This is a genomic window from Niveibacterium microcysteis (assembly GCF_017161445.1).
Taxonomy (GTDB): domain Bacteria; phylum Pseudomonadota; class Gammaproteobacteria; order Burkholderiales; family Rhodocyclaceae; genus Niveibacterium; species Niveibacterium microcysteis.
The window spans coordinates 3675529-3695296 of sequence record NZ_CP071060.1 but is presented as its reverse complement, the minus strand read 5'-3'; the positions used below and the strand labels follow the sequence as shown (position 1 = coordinate 3695296).

Below are 19768 nucleotides of genomic sequence, written 5' to 3'. Positions count from 1 at the left end.
CAATGCTTCTCGAACTCGCTCTCTGGCTCGGTCAGGACATCCGCACCTTCAACGTGTTCGGCTACATCACGCTGCGCACGATGTTGGCGGCGCTGACCGCGCTGGTGATCTCCTTCATCTTCGGCCCGGGCGTGATCCGCTGGCTTGCCGCGAAGAAGATCGGCCAGGCAGTGCGGGACGATGGCCCGAAATCGCACCTGACGAAGGCGGGTACGCCGACGATGGGCGGCGCGCTGATTCTCATCGCGATCGCGATCACCACGCTACTGTGGGGCGACCTGAAGAATCGTTACATCTGGGTTGTCCTGTTGGTGACGCTGGGCTTCGGCGCAGTGGGCTGGGTCGATGACTGGCGCAAGGTCGTGTATCGCGATCCGAAGGGTCTGGCATCGCGCTGGAAGTACTTGTGGACCTCGCTGATCGCCGGTGGCGCAGCGGTGTACCTCGGCATGACAGCAACGGTGCCCGCGCAGACTGAACTGATCGTTCCCTTCTTCAAGAGCGCGGTCTATCCGCTTGGCGCCGTCGGTTTCATGGTGCTCGGCTATTTCGTGATCAACGGCACCAGCCACTCGGTGAACCTGACGGACGGCCTCGACGGCCTCGCGATCATGCCGACGGTGATGGTGTCCGCGGCGCTGGCGGTGTTTGCATACGTCGCCGGTCACATCGGTTTCTCGAAATACCTTGGGGTGCCCTACGTTGCGGGTGCTGGCGAGCTGGCCGTGTTCTGTGGCGCGCTGTGTGGCGCGGGACTTGGCTTCCTCTGGTTCAACGCCTATCCGGCCGACGTGTTCATGGGTGACGTGGGTGCGCTCGCGCTTGGCGCGGCGATGGGTACCGTCGCCGTGATCGTGCGCCAGGAAATCGTGCTCTTCATCATGGGCGGTCTGTTCGTTGCGGAAGCGATGTCGGTGATGGTGCAGGTGGCCTACTTCAAGTACTCCGGGGGCAAGCGGATCTTCCGCATGGCGCCGCTGCACCACCATTACGAACTCGGTGGCTGGAAGGAAACGCAGGTGGTCGTCCGTTTCTGGATCATCACGCTGATGCTCGTCCTGTTCGGTCTCTCCACGCTGAAGCTGCGCTGAGCATGGGTGACGCAGTGATCCTCCGCGACAAACCAGTGCTGGTGCTCGGGCTGGGTGAGTCCGGCCTCGCCATGGCGCGCCATCTGGTCAGGCAGGGCGCGCGCGTGCGCGTTGCCGACTCGCGTGCGACACCGCCGGGGCGCGAGGCGCTTGCCGCGTTCCCGCAAGTGGACCTGCGCTGCGGTACCTTCAGCGCCGACTTGCTCGATGGCATCGAGATGCTCGCGATCAGCCCCGGTTTGGATCCGCGCCAGGACCTGGTCGCTACCGCCCGGGAGCGCGGCATCCGCATTACCGGCGAGATCGAACTGTTTGCCGACGCGCTCGCAGCGAGCGGTCAAAACGTGCCGGTCGTTGCGATCACCGGTACCAATGGAAAGACCACCACGACGGCACTCACCGGTGCGTTGTGCCGCGCCGCAGGTTTGGACGTCGCAGTCGCCGGCAATATCAGCCCCGCGGCGCTGGACGAGTGGATGCGCCGTGAGGACGCTGGCACACCGGCTCAAGCCTGGGTTCTCGAACTGTCGAGCTTTCAGCTCGAAACCTGCGACAGCTTTGCGCCGGATGCAGCCACGGTGTTGAACATCAGCGACGATCACCTCGATCGCTACGATGGTCTGGACGCGTATGCCGCAGCGAAGGCCGCGATCTACGATCGCTGCCGGGTGCAAGTGTTCAACCGCGACGATGCGCGCGTGGCGGCGATGCGCCGCGCTGGCCAAGCGTTCAGTTTCGGGCTCGGCACACCGGCCGATGAGGCTGAGTTCGGATTGATGGAGCAGGCGGGCGCAGCGTGGCTCGCCAAGGGCACACAGCCCTTGATGCCGCGTGCTGAATTGCCGCTGGCTGGGGCTCACAACGTCGCGAACGCGCTCGCGGCGCTGGCGCTCGGGCACGCGATCGGATTGCCGATGCCGGCGATGCTCGACGCTTTGCGCAACTTCCGTGGCTTGCCGCATCGTGTCGAACCGGTCGCCAAGCGTGCCGATGGCGTTGTGTTCTACGACGACTCCAAGGGGACGAACGTTGGTGCAACGCTGGCGGCGCTCGAAGGCCTTGGCCAGCGTGTTGCCCTGATCGCCGGCGGTGATGGCAAGGGCCAGGATTTCACGCCGCTGCGCGACGCCTTTGCGCACCACGCCCGTGTCGTCGTGTTGATCGGTCGGGACGCCAAGCAGATTGAGGTCGCCGCAGAAGGCTGTGGCGTGCCGATGGTTCACGCCGCCGATTTGCCGGCTGCGGTAGTGCAGGCCAATGCGCACGCCCAGGCGGGTGACGCCGTGATGCTGTCGCCAGCCTGTGCCAGCCTGGACATGTTCCGCAACTATGCGCACCGCGCCGAAGTCTTTTGCGAAGCGGTCTGGCAACTGCCGGGGGTGGTGAGGCTATGAGCGTATTCGCCCGCCTTGCCGGCATGTTTGCGCGCCCCGAGCCGGGCTTGCCGATGGGCTCGCACGCGGCGCATCGCGCGGTTGGGCGCTTGACCGGCACGCCGCAGACGCCGCGCGAACTCGATCCGCTTCTGATCTGGTCGGCTGCTGCGCTGCTGCTGTTCGGCGTGGTGATGGTGTTCTCGTCGTCGATCGCAACCGCCGAAGGTAACCGCTTTACGCACTACCAGCCGACCTTCTTCCTGGTCCGCCATGTCGTGTTCCTGCTGATCGGGCTCACGGCGGGTGCGATGGTCTTCCAGGTGCCGATCGGGACGCTGCAAAAACTCGCGCCGGCCCTGTTTGCTGTTGGCGTTGTGCTCTTGCTGCTGGTACTGATTCCGCACGTCGGGCGCGATGTGAATGGCGCACGGCGCTGGATCGGATTCGGCTTCGCGAACCTGCAACCGTCCGAGCTGATGAAACTAGGCGTTGCGCTGTACGCCGCCGACTACACGGTGCGCAAGCTTGGCGACATGAAGAGCTTCCGGCGCGGCTTCATGCCGCTCGCAGCGGTAGTGTTGTTCGTCGGCTTCCTGCTGCTGCGCGAACCGGACTTCGGCGCCTTTGTCGTGATCACCGCGATAGCATTCGGCATCCTCTTCCTCGGTGGCATCAACGTTCGCATCTTCGGCATGCTGATCGCGGTTGCGATCGTCGGCTTCGTGCTGTTGATCTGGCTGTCGCCTTATCGCCGCGAACGCATTCTCGGTTTCATGGACCCCTGGCAGGACGCCTTCGGCAAAGGCTATCAGCTCTCGCACGCGTTGATCGCGTTCGGCCGTGGTGAGTGGTTCGGTGTCGGTTTGGGCGCGAGCGTCGAAAAGCTCTTCTATCTGCCCGAAGCGCACACCGACTTCCTGCTCGCCGTGATCGCGGAGGAACTTGGGTTCGTCGGCGTGCTGGCGGTTATCACGCTGTTCGCGATTCTTGTGCAGCGTGCGTTCGCGATCGGCCGGCAGGCGCATCTGATCGAGCGCCACTTTGCGGGCCTCGTGGCGCAGGGCATCGGCATCTGGCTTGGCGTGCAGTCCTTCATCAACATGGGCGTGAACATGGGCCTGCTGCCGACCAAGGGCCTCACGCTGCCGATGATGAGCTTTGGCGGCTCCGGCATTCTTGCCAACTGCGTTGCCTTGGCGGTGCTGCTGCGCATCGATTGGGAAACACGCCAGCTGACCCGCGGAGGCCGCGCGTGAGCGCGCCGTCTCGTACCCTCATGGTGATGGCGGCCGGCACCGGCGGCCACATTTTCCCTGGCCTCGCGATCGCTCAGGCGATGCAGGCACGCGGATGGTCGGTGCGTTGGTTGGGCACCGCACATGGCATGGAAGGTGAGATCGTTCCGCGCCACGGCCTCGCGCTGGACACCATCGAATTTGCAGGCCTGCGTGGCAAGGGGGTCGGCCACGCGGTGCGCGGCGTGTTCGCCTTCTTCTCCAGCTTGGTTCGCAGCATCGGCTTGATCCGTGCTGCGCGCGCCGACGTCGTGTTGGGCATGGGGGGCTATGTGACGGTGCCGGGCGGCATCGCGGCGCGCATCACTGGCCGTCCGCTTGCGCTGGTGAACGCTGATGCCGCGCCCCTCCTGTCGAACAAGCTGCTCGGGCCCTTCGCCCAGCGCGTGCTGTTCGGCTTTGCTGGCGACTTCGGTTCGCTGGCGGGGAAGGCTGTGGTTACTGGCAATCCGGTGCGTCGCGAGATCTGCGCGCTGCCGGACCCCGCCGTTCGCTATTCCGGCCGCAGTGGTCCGCTCAAGGTGCTGGTGGTTGGTGGCAGCCTAGGCGCGCGCGCGCTGAACGAGGCGGTGCCCGCTGCGCTTGCGCTGATTCCGGCGAATGAGCGGCCGCAGGTGACGCATCAATCGGGCAAGGCCAACATCGATTCGCTGCGCGAGCTTTACGCAAAGGCCGGCGTCGAGGCTGAGCTCGTGGCCTTCATCGACGACATGCCGCGCCGCCTGGCCGACACCGACCTGGTGATCTGCCGCGCCGGCGCGGTCACTGCCGCCGAACTCACGGCTGCGGGCGTTGCCAGCATTCTCGTCCCGCTGGTCGTGTCGACGACTTCGCATCAGCGCGATAACGCCGAGTTGCTCGCAAAGGCCGGCGCCGCGCTGCACCTGCCGCAGGCTGAACTGTCAGCGGCGAAACTTGCATCCATGCTGCAACAGATCGACCGCGCACGTTGCCTCGCGATGGCCAACGCGGCGCGCAGCATCGGCAAACCCGATGCAACCGAACGCATCGCAGACATCATCGAGTCGCTCGCCAGCGGGGGTAAGGCATGAAGGCCCCCGGTCTGACGCGCGCGGCCCGGTACACTAGAGGGTTTTTCCCTCCCGGGTGTGAGTCATGAAACACAAGATCAAACGCATCCACTTCGTCGGCATCGGCGGCGCCGGCATGAGCGCGATCGCCGAGGTGCTGGCGAACCAGGGCTACGCCGTGAGCGGTTCCGACCTGGCTGACAATGCGACCACCCGTCGCCTTGCCGGCCTCGGGATCAAAGTGGTGCAGGGGCATGCGGCCGAGCATGTGGCCGATGCAGACGCAATCGTCACCTCCACCGCCGTGCAGCGCGACAACCCGGAAGTACAGGCCGCGCGTGCGCGCCAGATTCCTGTGGTGCCGCGGGCCCAGATGCTGGCCGAGCTGATGCGCCTGAAGCAGGGCATCGCGATTGCCGGCACGCACGGCAAGACCACCACGACAAGCCTGGTCGCGAGCGTGCTCAACGCGGGCGGATTCGACCCCACCTTCGTGATCGGTGGCCGGCTCAACGCCGTCGGCGCGAATTCGCGCGTTGGTACCGGCGAATTCCTGGTTGCCGAAGCGGATGAGTCGGACGCGTCGTTCCTGATGCTGAGCCCGGTGATTTCGGTCGTCACGAACATCGACGCCGATCACATGGAAACCTACGGCCACGATTTCGCGCGCCTCAAGCACGCATTCGTGGACTTCCTCAACCGCCTCGCTTTCTACGGTGTCGCGGTGCTCTGTGTCGACGACCCGAACGTGCGCGAGATCATGCCCTTCGTGTCGAAGCAGATCATCCGTTACGGCCTGAGTCCGGATGCGCAGGTGCGCGCTGAAAACGTGCGTGCCGTGGATGGGCAGATGCACTTCGATGTGGTGCGCCAGAACGGCAGCACCGTGCGCTACCCGGTTACGCTGAATCTGCCGGGTATGCACAACGTGCTCAATGCACTTGCGACGATCGCGGTGGCGACTGAAGTGGGTGTGCCGGATGAGGCGATCGCTCGCGGACTGGCGGAGTTCCAGGGTGTCGGCCGCCGCTTCCAGCGCTATGGCGAAGTGGCGTTGCCCGCAGGCGGCAGTTTCACGCTGATCGACGACTACGGCCACCATCCGGTCGAGATGGCCGCCACGCTTGCCGCAGCGCGTGGCGCGTTCCCCGGGCGTCGCCTCGTGCTGGCCTTTCAGCCGCACCGCTACACCCGCACGCGCGACTGCTTCGAAGATTTTGTCCGCGTGCTTGGCACGGTTGACGCTTTGCTGCTGGGCGAAGTTTACGCAGCGGGCGAGGCCCCGCTGGTGGCGGCTGACGGTCGTTCGCTGGCGCGCGCGATTCGTGTGGCTGGCAAGGTGGAACCGCTGTTCGTCGAGGATATTGCAGAGATGCCGGCGCGCATTCTGGAGTCCGCGCGCGATGGCGATGTTGTGATCACGATGGGGGCGGGCTCGATCGGCGCTGTCCCTGGCAAGCTGGCGCAGGTGTAGCAAATGACGGACGTGAAAGAACTGGGCAAGGTTGCAGTGCTGATGGGCGGCTCGTCGGCCGAGCGCGATGTGTCGCTGATGTCGGGCGGCGCGGTGCTCGAAGCGCTGCTTGCGCGAGGCGTGGACGCGCACCGCTTTGATCCATCGGAGCGCGATGTGATGGCGCTGCGCGACGAGGGTTTCGATCGCGCCTTCGTGATCCTGCACGGCCGCGGTGGAGAGGACGGTACCCTGCAGGGCGTGTTGGAAACGTTGCGGATTCCCTACACCGGCAGTGGCGTGATGGCTTCCGCGATCTCGATGGACAAGTGGCGCACCAAGCTGGTGTGGCTGGCAGCAGGCCTGCCGACGCCGCGCTTCCGCCTGCTCGATGCGGAAACCGACTGGGACGATGTGGCACGTGACCTCGGCCTGCCGATCTTCGTCAAGCCGGTGCATGAAGGCTCCAGCATGGGTGCGACGAAGGTCACCGAGGTGGCGCAGTTGAAGGAAGCCTGGGCGCTCGCAGCGCGCTTCGATTCACTCGTCATTGCCGAAGAGTTCATCGAAGGTCAGGAACTGACGGCGCCCTTCCTGGGTGACAAACCCTTGCCCCTGGTACGTATCGCCGCGCCCGATGGCAAGTACGACTACCAGAACAAGTACTTCACCGATGTCGTGCAGTACCACTGCCCGTGCGGCTTGCCCGCCGAGCGCGAGGCCGAACTGCAGGCGATCGTGATGCGCGCGTCCGCCGTGCTGGGTTGCCGGGGCTGGGGACGTGCAGACCTGATGCTCACCGCCGACGGCCGTGCCTATCTGCTCGAAATGAACACCGCCCCGGGCATGACCTCGCACTCGCTGGTGCCGATGGCCGCGCGCGCTGCGGGTATCGCATTCGAAGATTTGTGCGTCGAAATCCTCAAGGGGGCTGCACTTGGCTGAGCACCAACCCGCCTTTGGCCGCAACGCCTCGACGGCGCGCCCCGCGCGCGCCACTGTTGAGCCGCGCGGACTCTGGCATCGACCGGAGTGGATGAACGGCATCGCGGACGCGCTGCTGCTCTTCGCCTCGGTCGCGCTCGGCTATGCCGCGATGCGCGCCGCGCTCGCCATGCCTCTCTTCGGTTTCCGTGAAGTCGTGGTGGTTTCACCGCTGTCGCAGGTGACCTCTGCGCAGCTTGAGTTCGCGGCTCGTTCCGGCCTGAAAGGCAATTTCTTCAGTGTCAGTCTCGACGACGCGCGTGCCGCGTTCGAAAAGCTGCCATGGGTGCGTCGCGCAGAAGTGCGGCGCGTGTGGCCGGCAACACTTGAGGTGAAGCTCGAGGAACATGTTGCCGCGGCCTACTGGCGCGCCGGTGACAACGGCGATACGCGCCTGGTGAATCAGCAAGGCGAGGTCTTCATCGCAGCGACGAATGCGCACCTGCCGGTCTTCTCCGGACCCGAGGGGAGCGCGTCGCAGGTGCTTGAGCGCTATCGCGACTTCGCGTCTCAGCTTGCATCGATCAGCGCCGTGCCGGCCGCCCTGAACTACTCGCAGCGGCAGGCCTGGCAGATCCGCCTCGAAGACGGGCTCGTGATCGAGCTTGGACGTGATCAGCCTAACACCCCGCTTGGCGAACGCCTGGCGCGGTTCGTATCAGTTTGGCCGCAGGCGCGCACTCGCCTGCAGGCGCCCGCGACGGTGGCGGACTTGCGCTACCCGACCGGATTTGCGGTGCAGGTCGCCGTGGCCCCCAGCAACAAGGCAAAACAATGAGCAAGGAATACAAGGATCTGATTGTCGGCCTCGACATCGGCACCTCGAAGATCACCGCGCTGGTCGCCGAGATGAAGCCGGACGGCCGCTTCGAAGTGGTCGGCGCCGCGTCGCAGCCATCCAGCGGCCTGCGCAAGGGCGTCGTGGTCAACATCGAAGCCACCGTCGAGGCGATCTCAAAGGTCGTGCAGGAGGTCGAGATGATGGCCAACTGCAAGATCCGCGATGTCTACACCGGCATTGCAGGCAGCCACATCCGCAGCTTCAACTCGAACGGCATGACACCGATCAAGGATCGCGAGGTCACGCCGCTCGACGTTGAGCGTGTGATTGAAACGGCCAAGGCGATGCCGCTCCCGGCGGACCAGCAGATCCTGCACATCCTGACGCAGGAATTCATCATCGACGGGCAGGACGGCGTGCGCGAACCGATCGGCATGAGCGGCGTGCGCCTCGAAGTGAAGGTGCACATCGTCACCGGCGCGGTGTCCGCGGCGCAAAACCTCGTCAAGTGCGTGCGCCGCTGCGGCCTCGAGGTCAACGACCTTGTGTTGCAGCCGCTCGCATCGAGCTTCGCGACCCTGACCGAGGACGAGAAAGAGCTCGGCGTGTGTCTCGTCGACATCGGCGGCGGTACGACTGACATCGCCGTCTTCACGCAAGGCGCGATCCGCCACACGGCGGTGATCCCAGTTGCAGGCGATCAGGTTACCAATGACATTGCCATGGCGCTGCGTACGCCGACGGCCGAGGCCGAGGAGATCAAGATCCGCTACGGCGTTGCGATGCCGGCCTTGGTTGATCCGGAAGCGATGATTGATGTGCCGAGCGTTGGCGAGCGCGCTGCGCGCAAGCTCTCGCGTCAGGCCTTGGCCGATGTGATCGAGCCGCGCGTCTCCGAGTTGTTCGAGCTGGTGCAGGCCGAACTGCGTCGCAGTGGCTACGAGGAACTGCTGTCCTCCGGCCTCGTGCTGACGGGCGGCTCGGCGGTGCTGGCCGGCGTTGTGGAACTGGGCGAGGAGATCTTCCATACCCCGGTGCGCATCGGCATTCCGCATTACCAGGGCAGTCTCGCCGACATGGTTTGCCACCCGCAGTATGCGACCGCAATGGGCCTGCTTTTCGAGGCGGCAGCGCAACGGCGCAGGGGGCTGCACGCGCACGAAACACGTAGTGTGAAGCAGTCATTTCAACGAGTTATGGCGTGGTTTGCGCGCAATTTCTAAGCACGCGAGCCAAAGTATTTCACGGCGCAGCAATTGCATGTGGCATGGCGCCGATATTTAGTTGTAAACTTTCATTGGCGTACTATATTTAGGTGGTTGTTAAATTCCCCGACAGCGGGGTAAACCACCTGCGCCAGGGCTGAATCAGGAGGCTAGGCAGATGTTCGAGATCAGGGAAAAAGAAGCCGTCGGAACCGTCATCAAAGTGATCGGGATTGGCGGTGCGGGTGGTAACGCCATCGACCACATGATCCGCGAAGGGGTCAAAGGGGTTGAGTTCGTGTGTGCCAATACCGACGCCCAGGCTCTCAAGCGCAGCAGCGCTGCCACCAAGATTCAGCTCGGCGATTCCGGCCTCGGCGCGGGCGCGAAGCCCGAAGCTGGCCGTACAGCGGCGCTGGATGCGCGCGACCGGATCGCTGACGCGCTGACCGGCGCGCACATGGCCTTCATTACCGCCGGCATGGGCGGTGGCACCGGTACTGGGGCCGCGCCCGTTGTCGCAGAAGTCGCTCGCGAGATGGGCGTGCTGACGGTCGCCGTGGTGACCAAGCCGTTCGACTTCGAGAACCGCAATCGTGTCGCGGACAGCGGCATCGAAGAACTCGCCAAGCACGTCGACTCCCTGATCGTGGTGCTGAATGACAAGCTGATGGAAGTGCATGGCGACGACGCCAGCGTTGAAGAGTGCTTCCGTTCCGCCGACAACGTGCTGCGCAACGCGGTCGGCGGCATCGCTGAAATCATCAACATTCCGGGCCTGGTCAACGTCGACTTCCAGGACGTCCGCACCGTGATGGCCGAAATGGGCCGCGCGATGATGGGTTCGGCTGAAGCTGCCGGCATCGATCGCGCCCGCATCGCGGCTGAACAGGCTGCTTGCTGCCCGCTGCTTGAAGGTGTTGAACTCTCGGGCGCGCGTGGCGTGCTGATCAACATCTCGGCGAGCCGTTCGCTGAAGATGAGCGAAGTCCGTGAAGCGGTGAATACCGTGCGCGCCTTTGCGCATGCCGACGCATTCGTGATCTACGGCACCGTGTTCGACGAAGCGATGGAAGATCGCATTCGCGTGACCGTTGTCGCAACGGGTCTTGGCGTTGCGAAGGCTGCCGCGCAGAAGCCGCCGATGCACGTGATTCGCACCGGCACCGACAACGTCGGGATCGAAGTGAACTATGCCGATCTGGAACAGCCGGCGGTCATCCGTCGCCAGCACCGCCGTTCGACCGTTGAGGCGATGAGCGCCAATGGCTTCGGTACGCTGGACATTCCGGCCTTTCTGCGCAAGCAAGCGGATTGATCGGCAGATGATGAATCGGACGCCCCGCCTCGGCGGGGCGTTTTCGTTTCTGGATATCGGTGGCCTATGCTGACGATAGCGGGTGTCAATCGTCGCCTGCGGCCCGCGTGATAAAATCGTTTCCGATCAATCTCTTGCCGGAGCCCGTCTATGCTCGGACAACGCACGCTGAAGACCATCGTCACCGCCACCGGTGTCGGGCTGCACAGCGGCATCAAGGTAACGCTCAGCCTGCGCCCGGCAGCACCGGATACCGGCATCGTCTTTCGCCGGGTCGATCTCGATCCGCCGGTCGATTTGCCTGCTTCGCCCTACTCGGTCGTCGATACGCGCCTGTGTTCCGGCTTGCAGCAGGGCGAGGCCAAGATCGGTACTGTCGAACACTTGATGTCCGCGTTGGCTGGCTTGGGTGTCGATAATGCCTATGTCGATGTAGATGGCCCGGAAATTCCGATCCTGGATGGGTCGGCTGCGCCGTTTGTATTCCTGATCCAGTCCGCCGGCATCGAAGAGCAGGGTGCTCCGAAGCGGTTCCTTCGCGTACTGAAACCGGTTGAGGTGAGGGAGGGGGATAAATGGGTTCGCCTCGATCCGCATGAAGGCTTTCGCCTTGCGTTCTCGATCCAGTTCAATCACCCCGCAATCGATCGAACCGGCACCGAGGTCTCGGTCGATTTTGCGGAGCATTCATACGTGCGGGAGATTTCGCGTGCCCGCACCTTCGGCTTCATGCACGAGGTGGAGTACATGCGCGACGCGGGCCTCGCTCGTGGCGGCAGCCTCGACAACGCGATCGTGATGGACGAGTACCGCGTCCTGAATGCCGATGGATTGCGTTACGGCGACGAGTTCGTCAAGCACAAGGTGCTGGACGCCATCGGCGATCTCTACCTCGCGGGCCATCCCTTGTTGGCGGCCTACTCGGCACACAAGTCCGGCCATGCGCTCAACAACCAGGTTCTGCGCGCGTTGCTCGAAGACAAGACTGCCTGGGATATCGTGAGTTTCGACCGCGATGAAGATGTACCGGCTTCGCTTTCGCGCGCCTTTGAACTCCACGCCGCGGCCTGAGGCGTGCTGATCTTACGGCTGCTCGTCGTTCTGGTTGCGATCGGTGGCGTTGCGAGCTACTTCGCCTACCTGTTCACCGGCCGCGCAGGCTATTTGCGCTTGGCGAAGAACCTGGCCCGCTTCACTCTCGTAGCGGTGCTCGTATTTCTTGGCTTGCTCCTGCTTGAGCGTGTGCTGATGCCGGTGTTCTGATTACGAGCGGCGCCGCGCGGCGCGCTCGATCAGCCGTGCCAGTGGCGCGGCGAGCGGAGACCGCTCGCTCAACTGTTCTTTCAGGTGCTCCAGTCCGGCGAGCACGTCCGCATCAATCTCGCGTACCGGCTGCGGCCGTCGCGCGTCGGTACTCTTCTGCAGTCGAACGCGCACGCGGATCTCCTCGATCTGAGCGCCTTGCGCCGCGAGGCCCTCGCGAAGTCGCGGCAACAGCATCTTGAGGCGCGCAGCCACCGTTGCGTTCTGCACATGCAGAGCAAGGACGCCGTTCTGCAGGTTCGCGACGGCCACTGCACCCTGCAGGTAGTCAGGCAGTTGCAGGTCAAGCTGGCGCTGCAGGCGTACGAGTTGGCGGGCGTGTTCCTGCAGTCGCGCGAGCGGCGAATCGCCGCCGACCAGGGTGCCAATCAGGCGCGCGCGGGGTGGTCGGCTCATGCGTTTGACCCCCGCGTCCGGGGGCATTGCGCCCCGCGTGTTAGAATCGCCGCTTTTACGCCTGACCCCCGAGTCAACATGATTGCAGGCCTCCTCAAGAAGATCTTCGGCAGCCGGAATGAGCGGCTGGTTCGCCAATACATGTCCACCGTGCGCGCCATCAATGCGCTGGAGCCGGGCATCGCGGCATTGACCGACGAACAGCTGCGTGCGAAGACGGACGAGTTCAAGCAACGCCACGCAAACGGCGAATCGCTCGACAAGCTTTTGCCGGAGGCTTTCGCGGTGGTGCGCGAAGCTGGCAAGCGGGTGCACGGCATGCGGCATTTCGATGTGCAGCTCATCGGCGGCATGGTACTGCACTACGGCAAGATCGCCGAAATGCGGACGGGTGAAGGCAAGACGCTGATGGCGACCCTGCCGGCCTACCTGAACGCGCTGTCGGGCAAAGGCGTGCACGTCATCACGGTCAACGACTACCTTGCCAGCCGCGATGCGGACTGGATGGGGCGTGTCTACGGCTTCCTCGGGCTGACCTGCGGCTGCAACCTGTCGCAAATGACGCACGAGGCCAAGCAGGCCGCGTATAGCTGCGACATTACTTACGGCACGAACAACGAGTTCGGCTTCGACTATCTGCGCGACAACATGGTCTATTCGACCGGCGAGCGGGTACAGCGTGGCCTGAACTTCGCGGTGGTCGACGAAGTTGACTCGATCCTGATCGACGAAGCCCGTACGCCGCTGATCATCTCCGGTCAGGCCGACGATCACACCGACCTGTATGTGAAGATGAACGCCGTCGCGCCGCTGCTGAAGAAGCAGGAGGGCGAGGACGAGAACGTTACGGTGCCGGGCGACTACACCGTCGACCTGAAGGCACATCAAGTCCTGCTCACCGAGCAGGGGCATGAGACCGCCGAAGGGCTGCTGGCAAAGGCGGGCCTGCTGGCCGAAGGCTCAAGCCTTTACGACCCGGCAAACATCCTGCTGATCCACCACCTGTACGCAGCGTTGCGCGCGCATTCGCTGTATCACCGCGACCAACACTACGTCGTGCAGAACGGTGAAGTGGTGATCGTCGATGAGTTCACCGGCCGCCTGATGGCAGGGCGCCGTTGGTCCGATGGTCTGCACCAGGCGGTCGAGGCCAAGGAAGGCGTCCAGATCAACGCTGAGAACCAGACCCTCGCGTCGATCACTTTCCAGAACTACTTCCGCATGTACGCCAAGCTTTCCGGCATGACCGGTACGGCGGACACCGAGGCCTACGAATTCCATCAGATCTACGGCCTTGAAACAGTTGTGATCCCGACCAATCGCCCGATGATCCGTATCGACGCGAACGATCTGGTGTATCGCACCGCCAAGGAAAAGTACGACGCGATCATCCGCGATATCAAGGATTGCCACGAGCGCGGTCAGCCAGTGCTGGTCGGCACGACCTCGATCGAGAACTCCGAGCTGCTGTCGCACCTGCTCGATGCGCAGAAGCTGCCGCATCAGGTGCTCAACGCCAAGCAGCACGCCAAAGAGGCCGAGATCATCGTGCAGGCGGGCCGCCCGGGCGTGATAACGATCGCGACCAACATGGCAGGCCGCGGTACCGACATCGTCCTTGGCGGTAACGTCGAGAAGCAGATCGCCCTGCTGCGCGAAGACGCATCGGTGCCGGAAGAGGAAAAAGCGGCAAAGATTGACGCGCTGCGCGCCGAGTGGAAGGTGCTGCACGAGAAGGTGATCGCGGCCGGCGGCCTGAAGATCATCGGCACCGAGCGTCACGAGTCGCGGCGTATCGACAATCAGTTGCGTGGCCGTTCCGGCCGCCAGGGTGACCCGGGTGCATCCCGCTTCTACCTGTCGCTGGAAGATCCGCTGATGAAGATCTTCGCCGGCGATCGCCTCAACGCGATCATGGTGCGGTTGAAGATGCCGGAAGGCGAGGCGATCGAGGCGGGCATCGTTACGCGTTCGCTCGAGTCCGCCCAGCGCAAGGTTGAACAGCGCAACTTCGATATCCGCAAGCAATTGCTGGAGTACGACGACGTAGCGAACGATCAGCGCAAGGTCATCTACCTGCAGCGCAACGAACTGCTTGAAGCAAACGAAATCGGCGAGACCATCACGGCGATGCGCCAGGGCGTGCTGCACGACCTGTTCCGCACTTACGTGCCGGCCGAGAGCGTCGAGGAGCAGTGGGATCTGCCGGGCTTCGAGCGTGCCTTGGAAGGTGAATTCCAGCTCAAGCTGCCGGTTGCACAGTGGAGCAAGGACGACCAGAGCCTGTCGGACGACGACTTGCTGCGCAAGATCATTGAAGCGGCCGATGCGGCCTACGCCGAGAAGATCGCGCCGGTCAATCCGGAAGCGTGGCGCGGCTTTGAGCGCAACGTGATGCTCAACAGCCTCGATACTCACTGGCGCGAGCATCTGGCTTCGCTCGACCACCTGCGGCAGGGCATCCATCTGCGCGGTTACGCGCAGAAGAATCCGAAGCAGGAGTACAAGCGCGAATCCTTCGAGTTGTTCGAAAGCCTGCTCTCCACCGTTCGAATCGAAGTGACGCGCCTGCTGATGACGGTGCAGATCCGCTCCGAGGAACAACTGGAAGAGGCCGAGCCGCAACCGGCGCCGGTCGACAATGTCCAGTACCACCACGCGGACTACGACGAAGCGCTGGCGGCTGCGGACGCCAGCAGCGAGGCGCGGCCGATGCCGGCTCAAGGTGGCGTCAAGGTGGGCCGCAACGATGCGTGCCCGTGCGGGTCGGGCAAGAAGTTCAAGCACTGCCACGGCAAGCTCAGCTGATCGGCTGTCTTCCGTCCCCAGAAAACGCCGGCCGAGTGCCGGCGTTTTGCTTTCATGCGCTACAGCTTGCTGGTTTCGCTGCCGTTAAGGGTTTGTGACATGTAGGAGCCAGCCATCGTGACCACGCTGCAGGACGCTCGCCGCCTTGGGGCCCAGGGCTTTGTCGCGCGCATACGCGAACGCGACATGCCGGCGTTCGGGCGCACCGTGGACTCGATCCGCGAAGTCGCGGACGACGAGAAGGCGTCGGCCTCGGCGCTGGCTTCGATCATCCTGCAGGACGCCGCGCTGACGACCAAGGTGCTCAAGCTCGCCAACAGCGCGTACTTCAATCCCTCGCGCGCCCACATCAGCACGGTCAGCCGCGCCCTTGTGGTACTTGGTTTTGACGCGGTCGCCAACATGGCGCTGTCGCTCGTGCTGATCGACGCCTTGCTGCGCGGCGGCGTGCGGGAGCGCGTCGTGACCGAGATGGCGCGCGCCTTTCATGCTGCGGTTCAAGCCCGCACCCTGGCCGCGCTGAAGGCAGACCCGAACCCGGAAGAAGTCTTCATTTCCGCCTTGCTCGCCCGTGTAGGCGAGATGGCCTTCTGGTGCTTCGGCGATGAGGCGGCCCAGTCGCTCGACAGCACGCTGTCAACCGGCGTGCCCGCCGAAGTGGCCGAGCAGAACGTGCTGGGCTATCGACTGCGCCAGATTACCTTGGGCTTGGTGAAGGACTGGCGTTTGGGCGGCTTGCTGACCAGTGTCATCGAACAAGGCGAGCGGGGCGGGGACCGCGAGAAATCGGTTGCGCTGGCACACTCGCTCGCGCGGCAGGCCGAGGGAGGCTGGGAGGCGCCCGCCACAAGACAGGTGCTCGACCAGATCTCGAAGCATCTCGACCGGCCCCTGGACGAAATCCTGCCGCTGATCACCGATAACGCCGTTGCCGCTGCGCAGGCTGCGGTGAACTACGGGGCGCATGAGGCGGCGCGACTGATTCCTCTGCCGCGCAGCGGCGGCGCCGTGACGGTGCAGGAAGATGAGGATTCGAGCGGTCCGAACCCCTTGTTGCAACTCAAGATCCTGCGCGACCTTTCGATGCTGATCGCGGGCAAACCGAATTTGAACGACGTGCTGACGCTGGCGCTGGAGGGGATCTTCCGCGGTATCGGCATGGATCGCGCCCTGTTTGCGATGCTGACACCGGATCGCCAGCACCTGGTTGGCAAGGCCGGCTTGGGGCCCGGCGCTGATGCGCTGGTGCGGGCATTTCAGTTTGCGCTCGATGGCAGCCCCGGCGAGCTGGTCAATACCGTGGTGGCGCGCCAGCAGAGTTTCGTCGTTGCCAATGCCTTCGAGGCGCCGGTGCGCCTCGAGCGTCTGACTCGTGCCGGGGGCGTGCCACCGTTCGTTATCGCCCCAATCGTGGTGCATGGTCGGACGATCGGCGCGTTCTACGCAGATCGCATCAAGGCGGATGCGGTGCTGTCCGAAGAGGATGCGACTGGGGTGCTGCATTTCGTGCAGCAGGCGTCGATGGGCTTCGAACACGTAGCGGCTCGGGGGGCACGTGCCTGATCCGTTAAACTTGCAGGCTGATCGGCCGCCCTGTCGCGGCCTTAACTGCCTGGAGCCGCCATGCCTGTTTGCCTGAATCCGCCCATCGCCTCTGAACTGCTGCCGGTCGCCGGCGTCCGACTGGGCGTCGCGCAGGCAGGTATCCGCAAGGCAGATCGTCGCGACCTGACCCTGATCGAATTGGCGGAAGGCAGCCGCGCTGCCGGCGTGTTCACGCAGAACCGTTTCTGCGCGGCACCGGTTCAGGTCTGCCAGGCTCACCTGGAGGCGGGCTCGGCGATTCGCGCCTTGGTCATCAACACGGGTATCGCGAATGCGGGTACCGGCGCGCTGGGTTTGCAGAACGCGCGCGCAACCTGTGAGGCGGTCGCCTCGCGCCTGGGTATTGCGGCGACGTCGGTACTGCCGTTCTCGACTGGCGTGATCCTTGAGCATCTGCCGATGGATCGCCTGGTGGCCGGGCTGCCGGCTGCGCAGTCTGACTTGCGTGCCGATGGCTGGCATGACGCTGCGCACGGTATCATGACGACCGATACGATCGCGAAGGCCACGTCCCGGCGCATCGAGTTGGGCGGCAAGACGGTGACGATTACCGGCATCAGCAAGGGCGCCGGCATGATCAAGCCAAACATGGCGACTATGCTCGGCTTCATGGCGACCGATGCGGCTGTCTCGCAAGCGTTGTTGCAGCAGTTGGTGCGTGAGGCGGCGGATCTGTCCTTTAACAGCATCACCGTCGATGGCGACACCTCCACCAACGATTCCTTCATCCTGATCGCTACCGGGGCGGCCGGCGCCGCAGAAATCACTGACGCGGCCTCCGCCGACTATGCCGCGCTGCGTTCTGCCGTGATCGAGGTGGCGGTGTGGCTGGCTCAGGCGATCGTGCGCGATGGCGAGGGCGCCACCAAGTTCATGACCATCGCGGTTGCGGGCGGCGCGAACCGGGAGGAATGCCGCAAGGTCGCCTACGCCGTTGCGCATTCACCGTTGGTCAAAACCGCCTTTTTTGCCTCCGACCCGAATCTCGGCCGCATCCTGGCGGCAATCGGCTACGCCGGCGTTGCGGACCTCGATGTCGATCGACTGCGCGTCTGGCTGGGCGATGCTGCCGGCGAGGTCCTCGTTGCTGAGCTGGGCGGCCGCGCGGCGGCCTATCGCGAGGCCGACGGTGCACGTATCATGAAATCGCAAGAGATCACCGTGCGTATCGATCTCGCCCGCGGCCCCGCGGCGGCTACGGTCTGGACCTGCGACTTCTCTTACGACTACGTGAAGATCAACGCTGACTACCGCTCCTGATGTCACGACGCCCAATGCCACTCAGATTTCTTGCCTGGCTAGCGCTGGTGCTGGCGGTATTGGGCGCGTCCGTTCCCGCGTGGGCGGTGGCGCCGCAAGGGTTTGCGCGGATTCACTTCCACCGCGCGGATGGCCTCTACAACGGTTGGGGGCTTCATGTCTGGGGTGAGGGGCACAACCTTGGCGAGGACACCCGCTGGACCGAGCCGCTGAAGCCGGCCGGCACCACTGACTTCGGCGTGTATTTTGATGTGCCGATTGCAGAAGAGGCGACGCAGCTGAACTTCATCATCCACCGAGGCGCCGAGAAGAGCGTGTCGACGGATCAGCTGCTGCCGCTTGAGGAATTCAACCGCGAGGTCTGGGTCATCGCCGGCGACCCCAAGCTATACGCCGCCGAGCCGGGCGCGATGCCGATCAAGTCCGGTATCGCGGTGGCGCGGCAGGCCGTCGATCGCCAGCCGATGGCGGTCTGGATCGCGCTTGCGGTATTGATCTCGGTGCTGGTGGTCGGCGTCGTCGCGAGCCGGCGCAGCAATCGCTTGCGCGAGGACATCAGCCGGCAGACTGCCCTGCTCGCCGAGGCGCGCGCTGAACTCGTGCGCCAGACCGCCGCGCAAAGCGAGGCGCATGCGCAAAGCCGCTCGCTGGCCGGCATCGATGAGCTCACCGGCCTTCTTACGCGGACGGGCTTCCGTCAGGCGCTCAACGCCATTCAAGCCAAGGCGCGGCGCAACCGGGCTGGCTTCGCGTTGTTTTTCATCGATCTGGACAACTTCAAGCCGGTCAACGATCAGCATGGCCACGCTGCGGGTGACCAGGTGCTGCGCACGGTGGCAAGCCGTCTCGTTGCCGCGGTGCGCGAGAGCGATACCGTTGCGCGCCTGGGCGGCGACGAATTCGTGGTCATCGCCGACGAGCTGGCCGATCCGCTCGCGGCGGCACGCTTGGCCTACAAGCTGGTGGCCTGTGCCACCGAGGTCATCGAATACGGCGATCATCTGTTGCGCGTAGCGGCCAGCATCGGCGTTGCCGTGTATCCGCATGACGGCGAGGACGACGCCCTGGTTGCGATTGCCGATGTGGCCATGTACCGCGCGAAGAATGCGGGTAAGAACTGCTTCCGCTTCGCCGCACCTGAGTTCGATGAGTTGGTGGCGCAGCAGGACGCGGCGGAGGCGAGCTGGCGTGCTGCCATGGCCGAGGGTGCGCTTGGGGCCCACTGGGACGTGCTCGTCGGTGCGGACGGCCAGATCTGGACCCGACGCCTGCACGCCGCGGCGTGGTCGCGAGACCAGGCGCGTGATGTTCTGCTGCCGGACCTTGTGGCGCCGGATGCTGGTTTGGCGCTGGATGCGGATCTTCAGTTGCTTGAGCGCCTCGCGGTGGCTGCGGAGGGCGCCGCAGGCGGTGTGTGGGCGATGGCGCCTGCGCGGTCCAGTCTCAGCGACCCTCGCTTCGTAACGGCCTGTCGTGGCGTCGTGGCGCGCATTGGCGCGGTGGGCGCAACGCTGGTCCTCGAGTTCGACGCAGGCATGGTGCGTCCTGAAGCGCTGTCGGATCTGATTGCGCGCGGTTTGCGCTGCGCTCTGCGGGTGTCGGACCCGGTGCGTTTGAGAATTGAAACCTTGCTTGGCAGTGCCTTGCACTACGTCAGCGTCTCCGCCGCAGGAGACGACCTGCACCGCCGCGCCGTGGCGGCCGTTGCGGCGGCGGCGGAGTCGGCCGGCGTGCCTGTGGTCGTTCGTCTGATCGGCGACGAGACGGCGCCCGAGTCGCTGCACGCGATAGCCACGTTGCGCCTCGCCTGAGGCCATGCGGCGCGGTTAGGGCCGCGGCCGC

At 64.5% G+C, this 19768-nt stretch carries 16 protein-coding genes; 15 read left to right on the top strand and 1 reads right to left on the bottom strand.

Annotated features, from left to right (window positions below):
• Positions 1 to 2 precede the first annotated feature (2 nt).
• The 11 genes from mraY to JY500_RS16680 all read left to right on the top strand — a co-directional run bounded on the left by mraY (position 3) and on the right by JY500_RS16680 (position 11797).
• A complete protein-coding gene (gene mraY, locus JY500_RS16730) occupies positions 3 to 1091 on the top strand; it encodes a phospho-N-acetylmuramoyl-pentapeptide-transferase (protein ID WP_172196858.1) in 1089 nt (362 codons plus the stop codon).
• A 2-nt stretch (positions 1092 to 1093) separates the two neighbouring features.
• Positions 1094 to 2485, top strand: a complete 1392-nt coding sequence (gene murD, locus JY500_RS16725) for a UDP-N-acetylmuramoyl-L-alanine--D-glutamate ligase (protein ID WP_206253877.1) — start codon at positions 1094 to 1096, stop codon at positions 2483 to 2485.
• Complete coding sequence (ftsW, locus tag JY500_RS16720; protein ID WP_206253876.1) at positions 2482 to 3723, top strand: putative lipid II flippase FtsW; 1242 nt, start codon at positions 2482 to 2484, stop codon at positions 3721 to 3723. The genes murD and ftsW overlap by 4 nt, the downstream gene beginning before the upstream one ends.
• Positions 3720 to 4814, top strand: a complete 1095-nt coding sequence (gene murG, locus JY500_RS16715; protein WP_246479659.1) for an undecaprenyldiphospho-muramoylpentapeptide beta-N-acetylglucosaminyltransferase — start codon at positions 3720 to 3722, stop codon at positions 4812 to 4814. Before ftsW ends, murG begins: the two co-directional genes overlap by 4 nt.
• Positions 4815 to 4878: 64 nt before the next feature.
• Positions 4879 to 6267 (top strand): UDP-N-acetylmuramate--L-alanine ligase, encoded by a 1389-nt coding sequence (murC, locus tag JY500_RS16710; protein WP_206253875.1) that lies wholly within the window; start codon positions 4879 to 4881, stop codon positions 6265 to 6267.
• A gap of 3 nt (positions 6268 to 6270) precedes the next feature.
• Positions 6271 to 7191, top strand: coding sequence for a D-alanine--D-alanine ligase (locus JY500_RS16705; RefSeq protein ID WP_172196868.1), 921 nt, complete (start codon positions 6271 to 6273; stop codon positions 7189 to 7191).
• A 91-nt stretch (positions 7192 to 7282) separates the two neighbouring features.
• On the top strand, positions 7283 to 8008 hold the full coding sequence (locus tag JY500_RS16700; protein ID WP_172196870.1) for a cell division protein FtsQ/DivIB: 726 nt from the start codon (positions 7283 to 7285) through the stop codon (positions 8006 to 8008).
• Positions 8005 to 9234: a cell division protein FtsA gene (gene ftsA / locus JY500_RS16695; RefSeq protein WP_172196872.1), complete on the top strand. Its 1230-nt coding sequence runs from the start codon at positions 8005 to 8007 to the stop codon at positions 9232 to 9234. Before JY500_RS16700 ends, ftsA begins: the two co-directional genes overlap by 4 nt.
• A gap of 160 nt (positions 9235 to 9394) precedes the next feature.
• Positions 9395 to 10534 (top strand): cell division protein FtsZ, encoded by a 1140-nt coding sequence (ftsZ, locus tag JY500_RS16690; protein ID WP_172196874.1) that lies wholly within the window; start codon positions 9395 to 9397, stop codon positions 10532 to 10534.
• A gap of 150 nt (positions 10535 to 10684) precedes the next feature.
• The gene (gene lpxC, locus JY500_RS16685; protein WP_172196876.1) at positions 10685 to 11605 is read left to right on the top strand and encodes a UDP-3-O-acyl-N-acetylglucosamine deacetylase; all 921 of its coding nucleotides are present in this window, start codon (positions 10685 to 10687) and stop codon (positions 11603 to 11605) included.
• Positions 11606 to 11608: 3 nt separating this feature from the next.
• Positions 11609 to 11797: a hypothetical protein gene (locus JY500_RS16680; protein WP_172196878.1), complete on the top strand. Its 189-nt coding sequence runs from the start codon at positions 11609 to 11611 to the stop codon at positions 11795 to 11797.
• Here JY500_RS16680 and JY500_RS16675 read toward each other — a convergent pair whose 3' ends face one another.
• Positions 11798 to 12253 (bottom strand): DciA family protein, encoded by a 456-nt coding sequence (locus JY500_RS16675; RefSeq protein ID WP_206253873.1) that lies wholly within the window; start codon positions 12251 to 12253, stop codon positions 11798 to 11800.
• A 78-nt stretch (positions 12254 to 12331) separates the two neighbouring features.
• Between JY500_RS16675 and secA the strand changes: the two genes are divergently transcribed.
• The 4 genes from secA (at position 12332) to JY500_RS16655 (ending at position 19737) form a co-directional block, all read left to right on the top strand.
• Entirely contained in the window at positions 12332 to 15061 is a 2730-nt protein-coding gene (secA, locus tag JY500_RS16670; RefSeq protein WP_206253872.1) for a preprotein translocase subunit SecA, read from the top strand.
• 117 nt (positions 15062 to 15178) lie between these two features.
• The gene (locus JY500_RS16665) at positions 15179 to 16624 is read left to right on the top strand and encodes an HDOD domain-containing protein (RefSeq protein WP_172196884.1); all 1446 of its coding nucleotides are present in this window, start codon (positions 15179 to 15181) and stop codon (positions 16622 to 16624) included.
• Positions 16625 to 16684: 60 nt separating this feature from the next.
• Complete coding sequence (gene argJ, locus JY500_RS16660; RefSeq protein ID WP_206253871.1) at positions 16685 to 17926, top strand: bifunctional glutamate N-acetyltransferase/amino-acid acetyltransferase ArgJ; 1242 nt, start codon at positions 16685 to 16687, stop codon at positions 17924 to 17926.
• 14 nt (positions 17927 to 17940) lie between these two features.
• Entirely contained in the window at positions 17941 to 19737 is a 1797-nt protein-coding gene (locus tag JY500_RS16655; protein ID WP_206253870.1) for a diguanylate cyclase domain-containing protein, read from the top strand.
• Positions 19738 to 19768 lie beyond the last annotated feature (31 nt).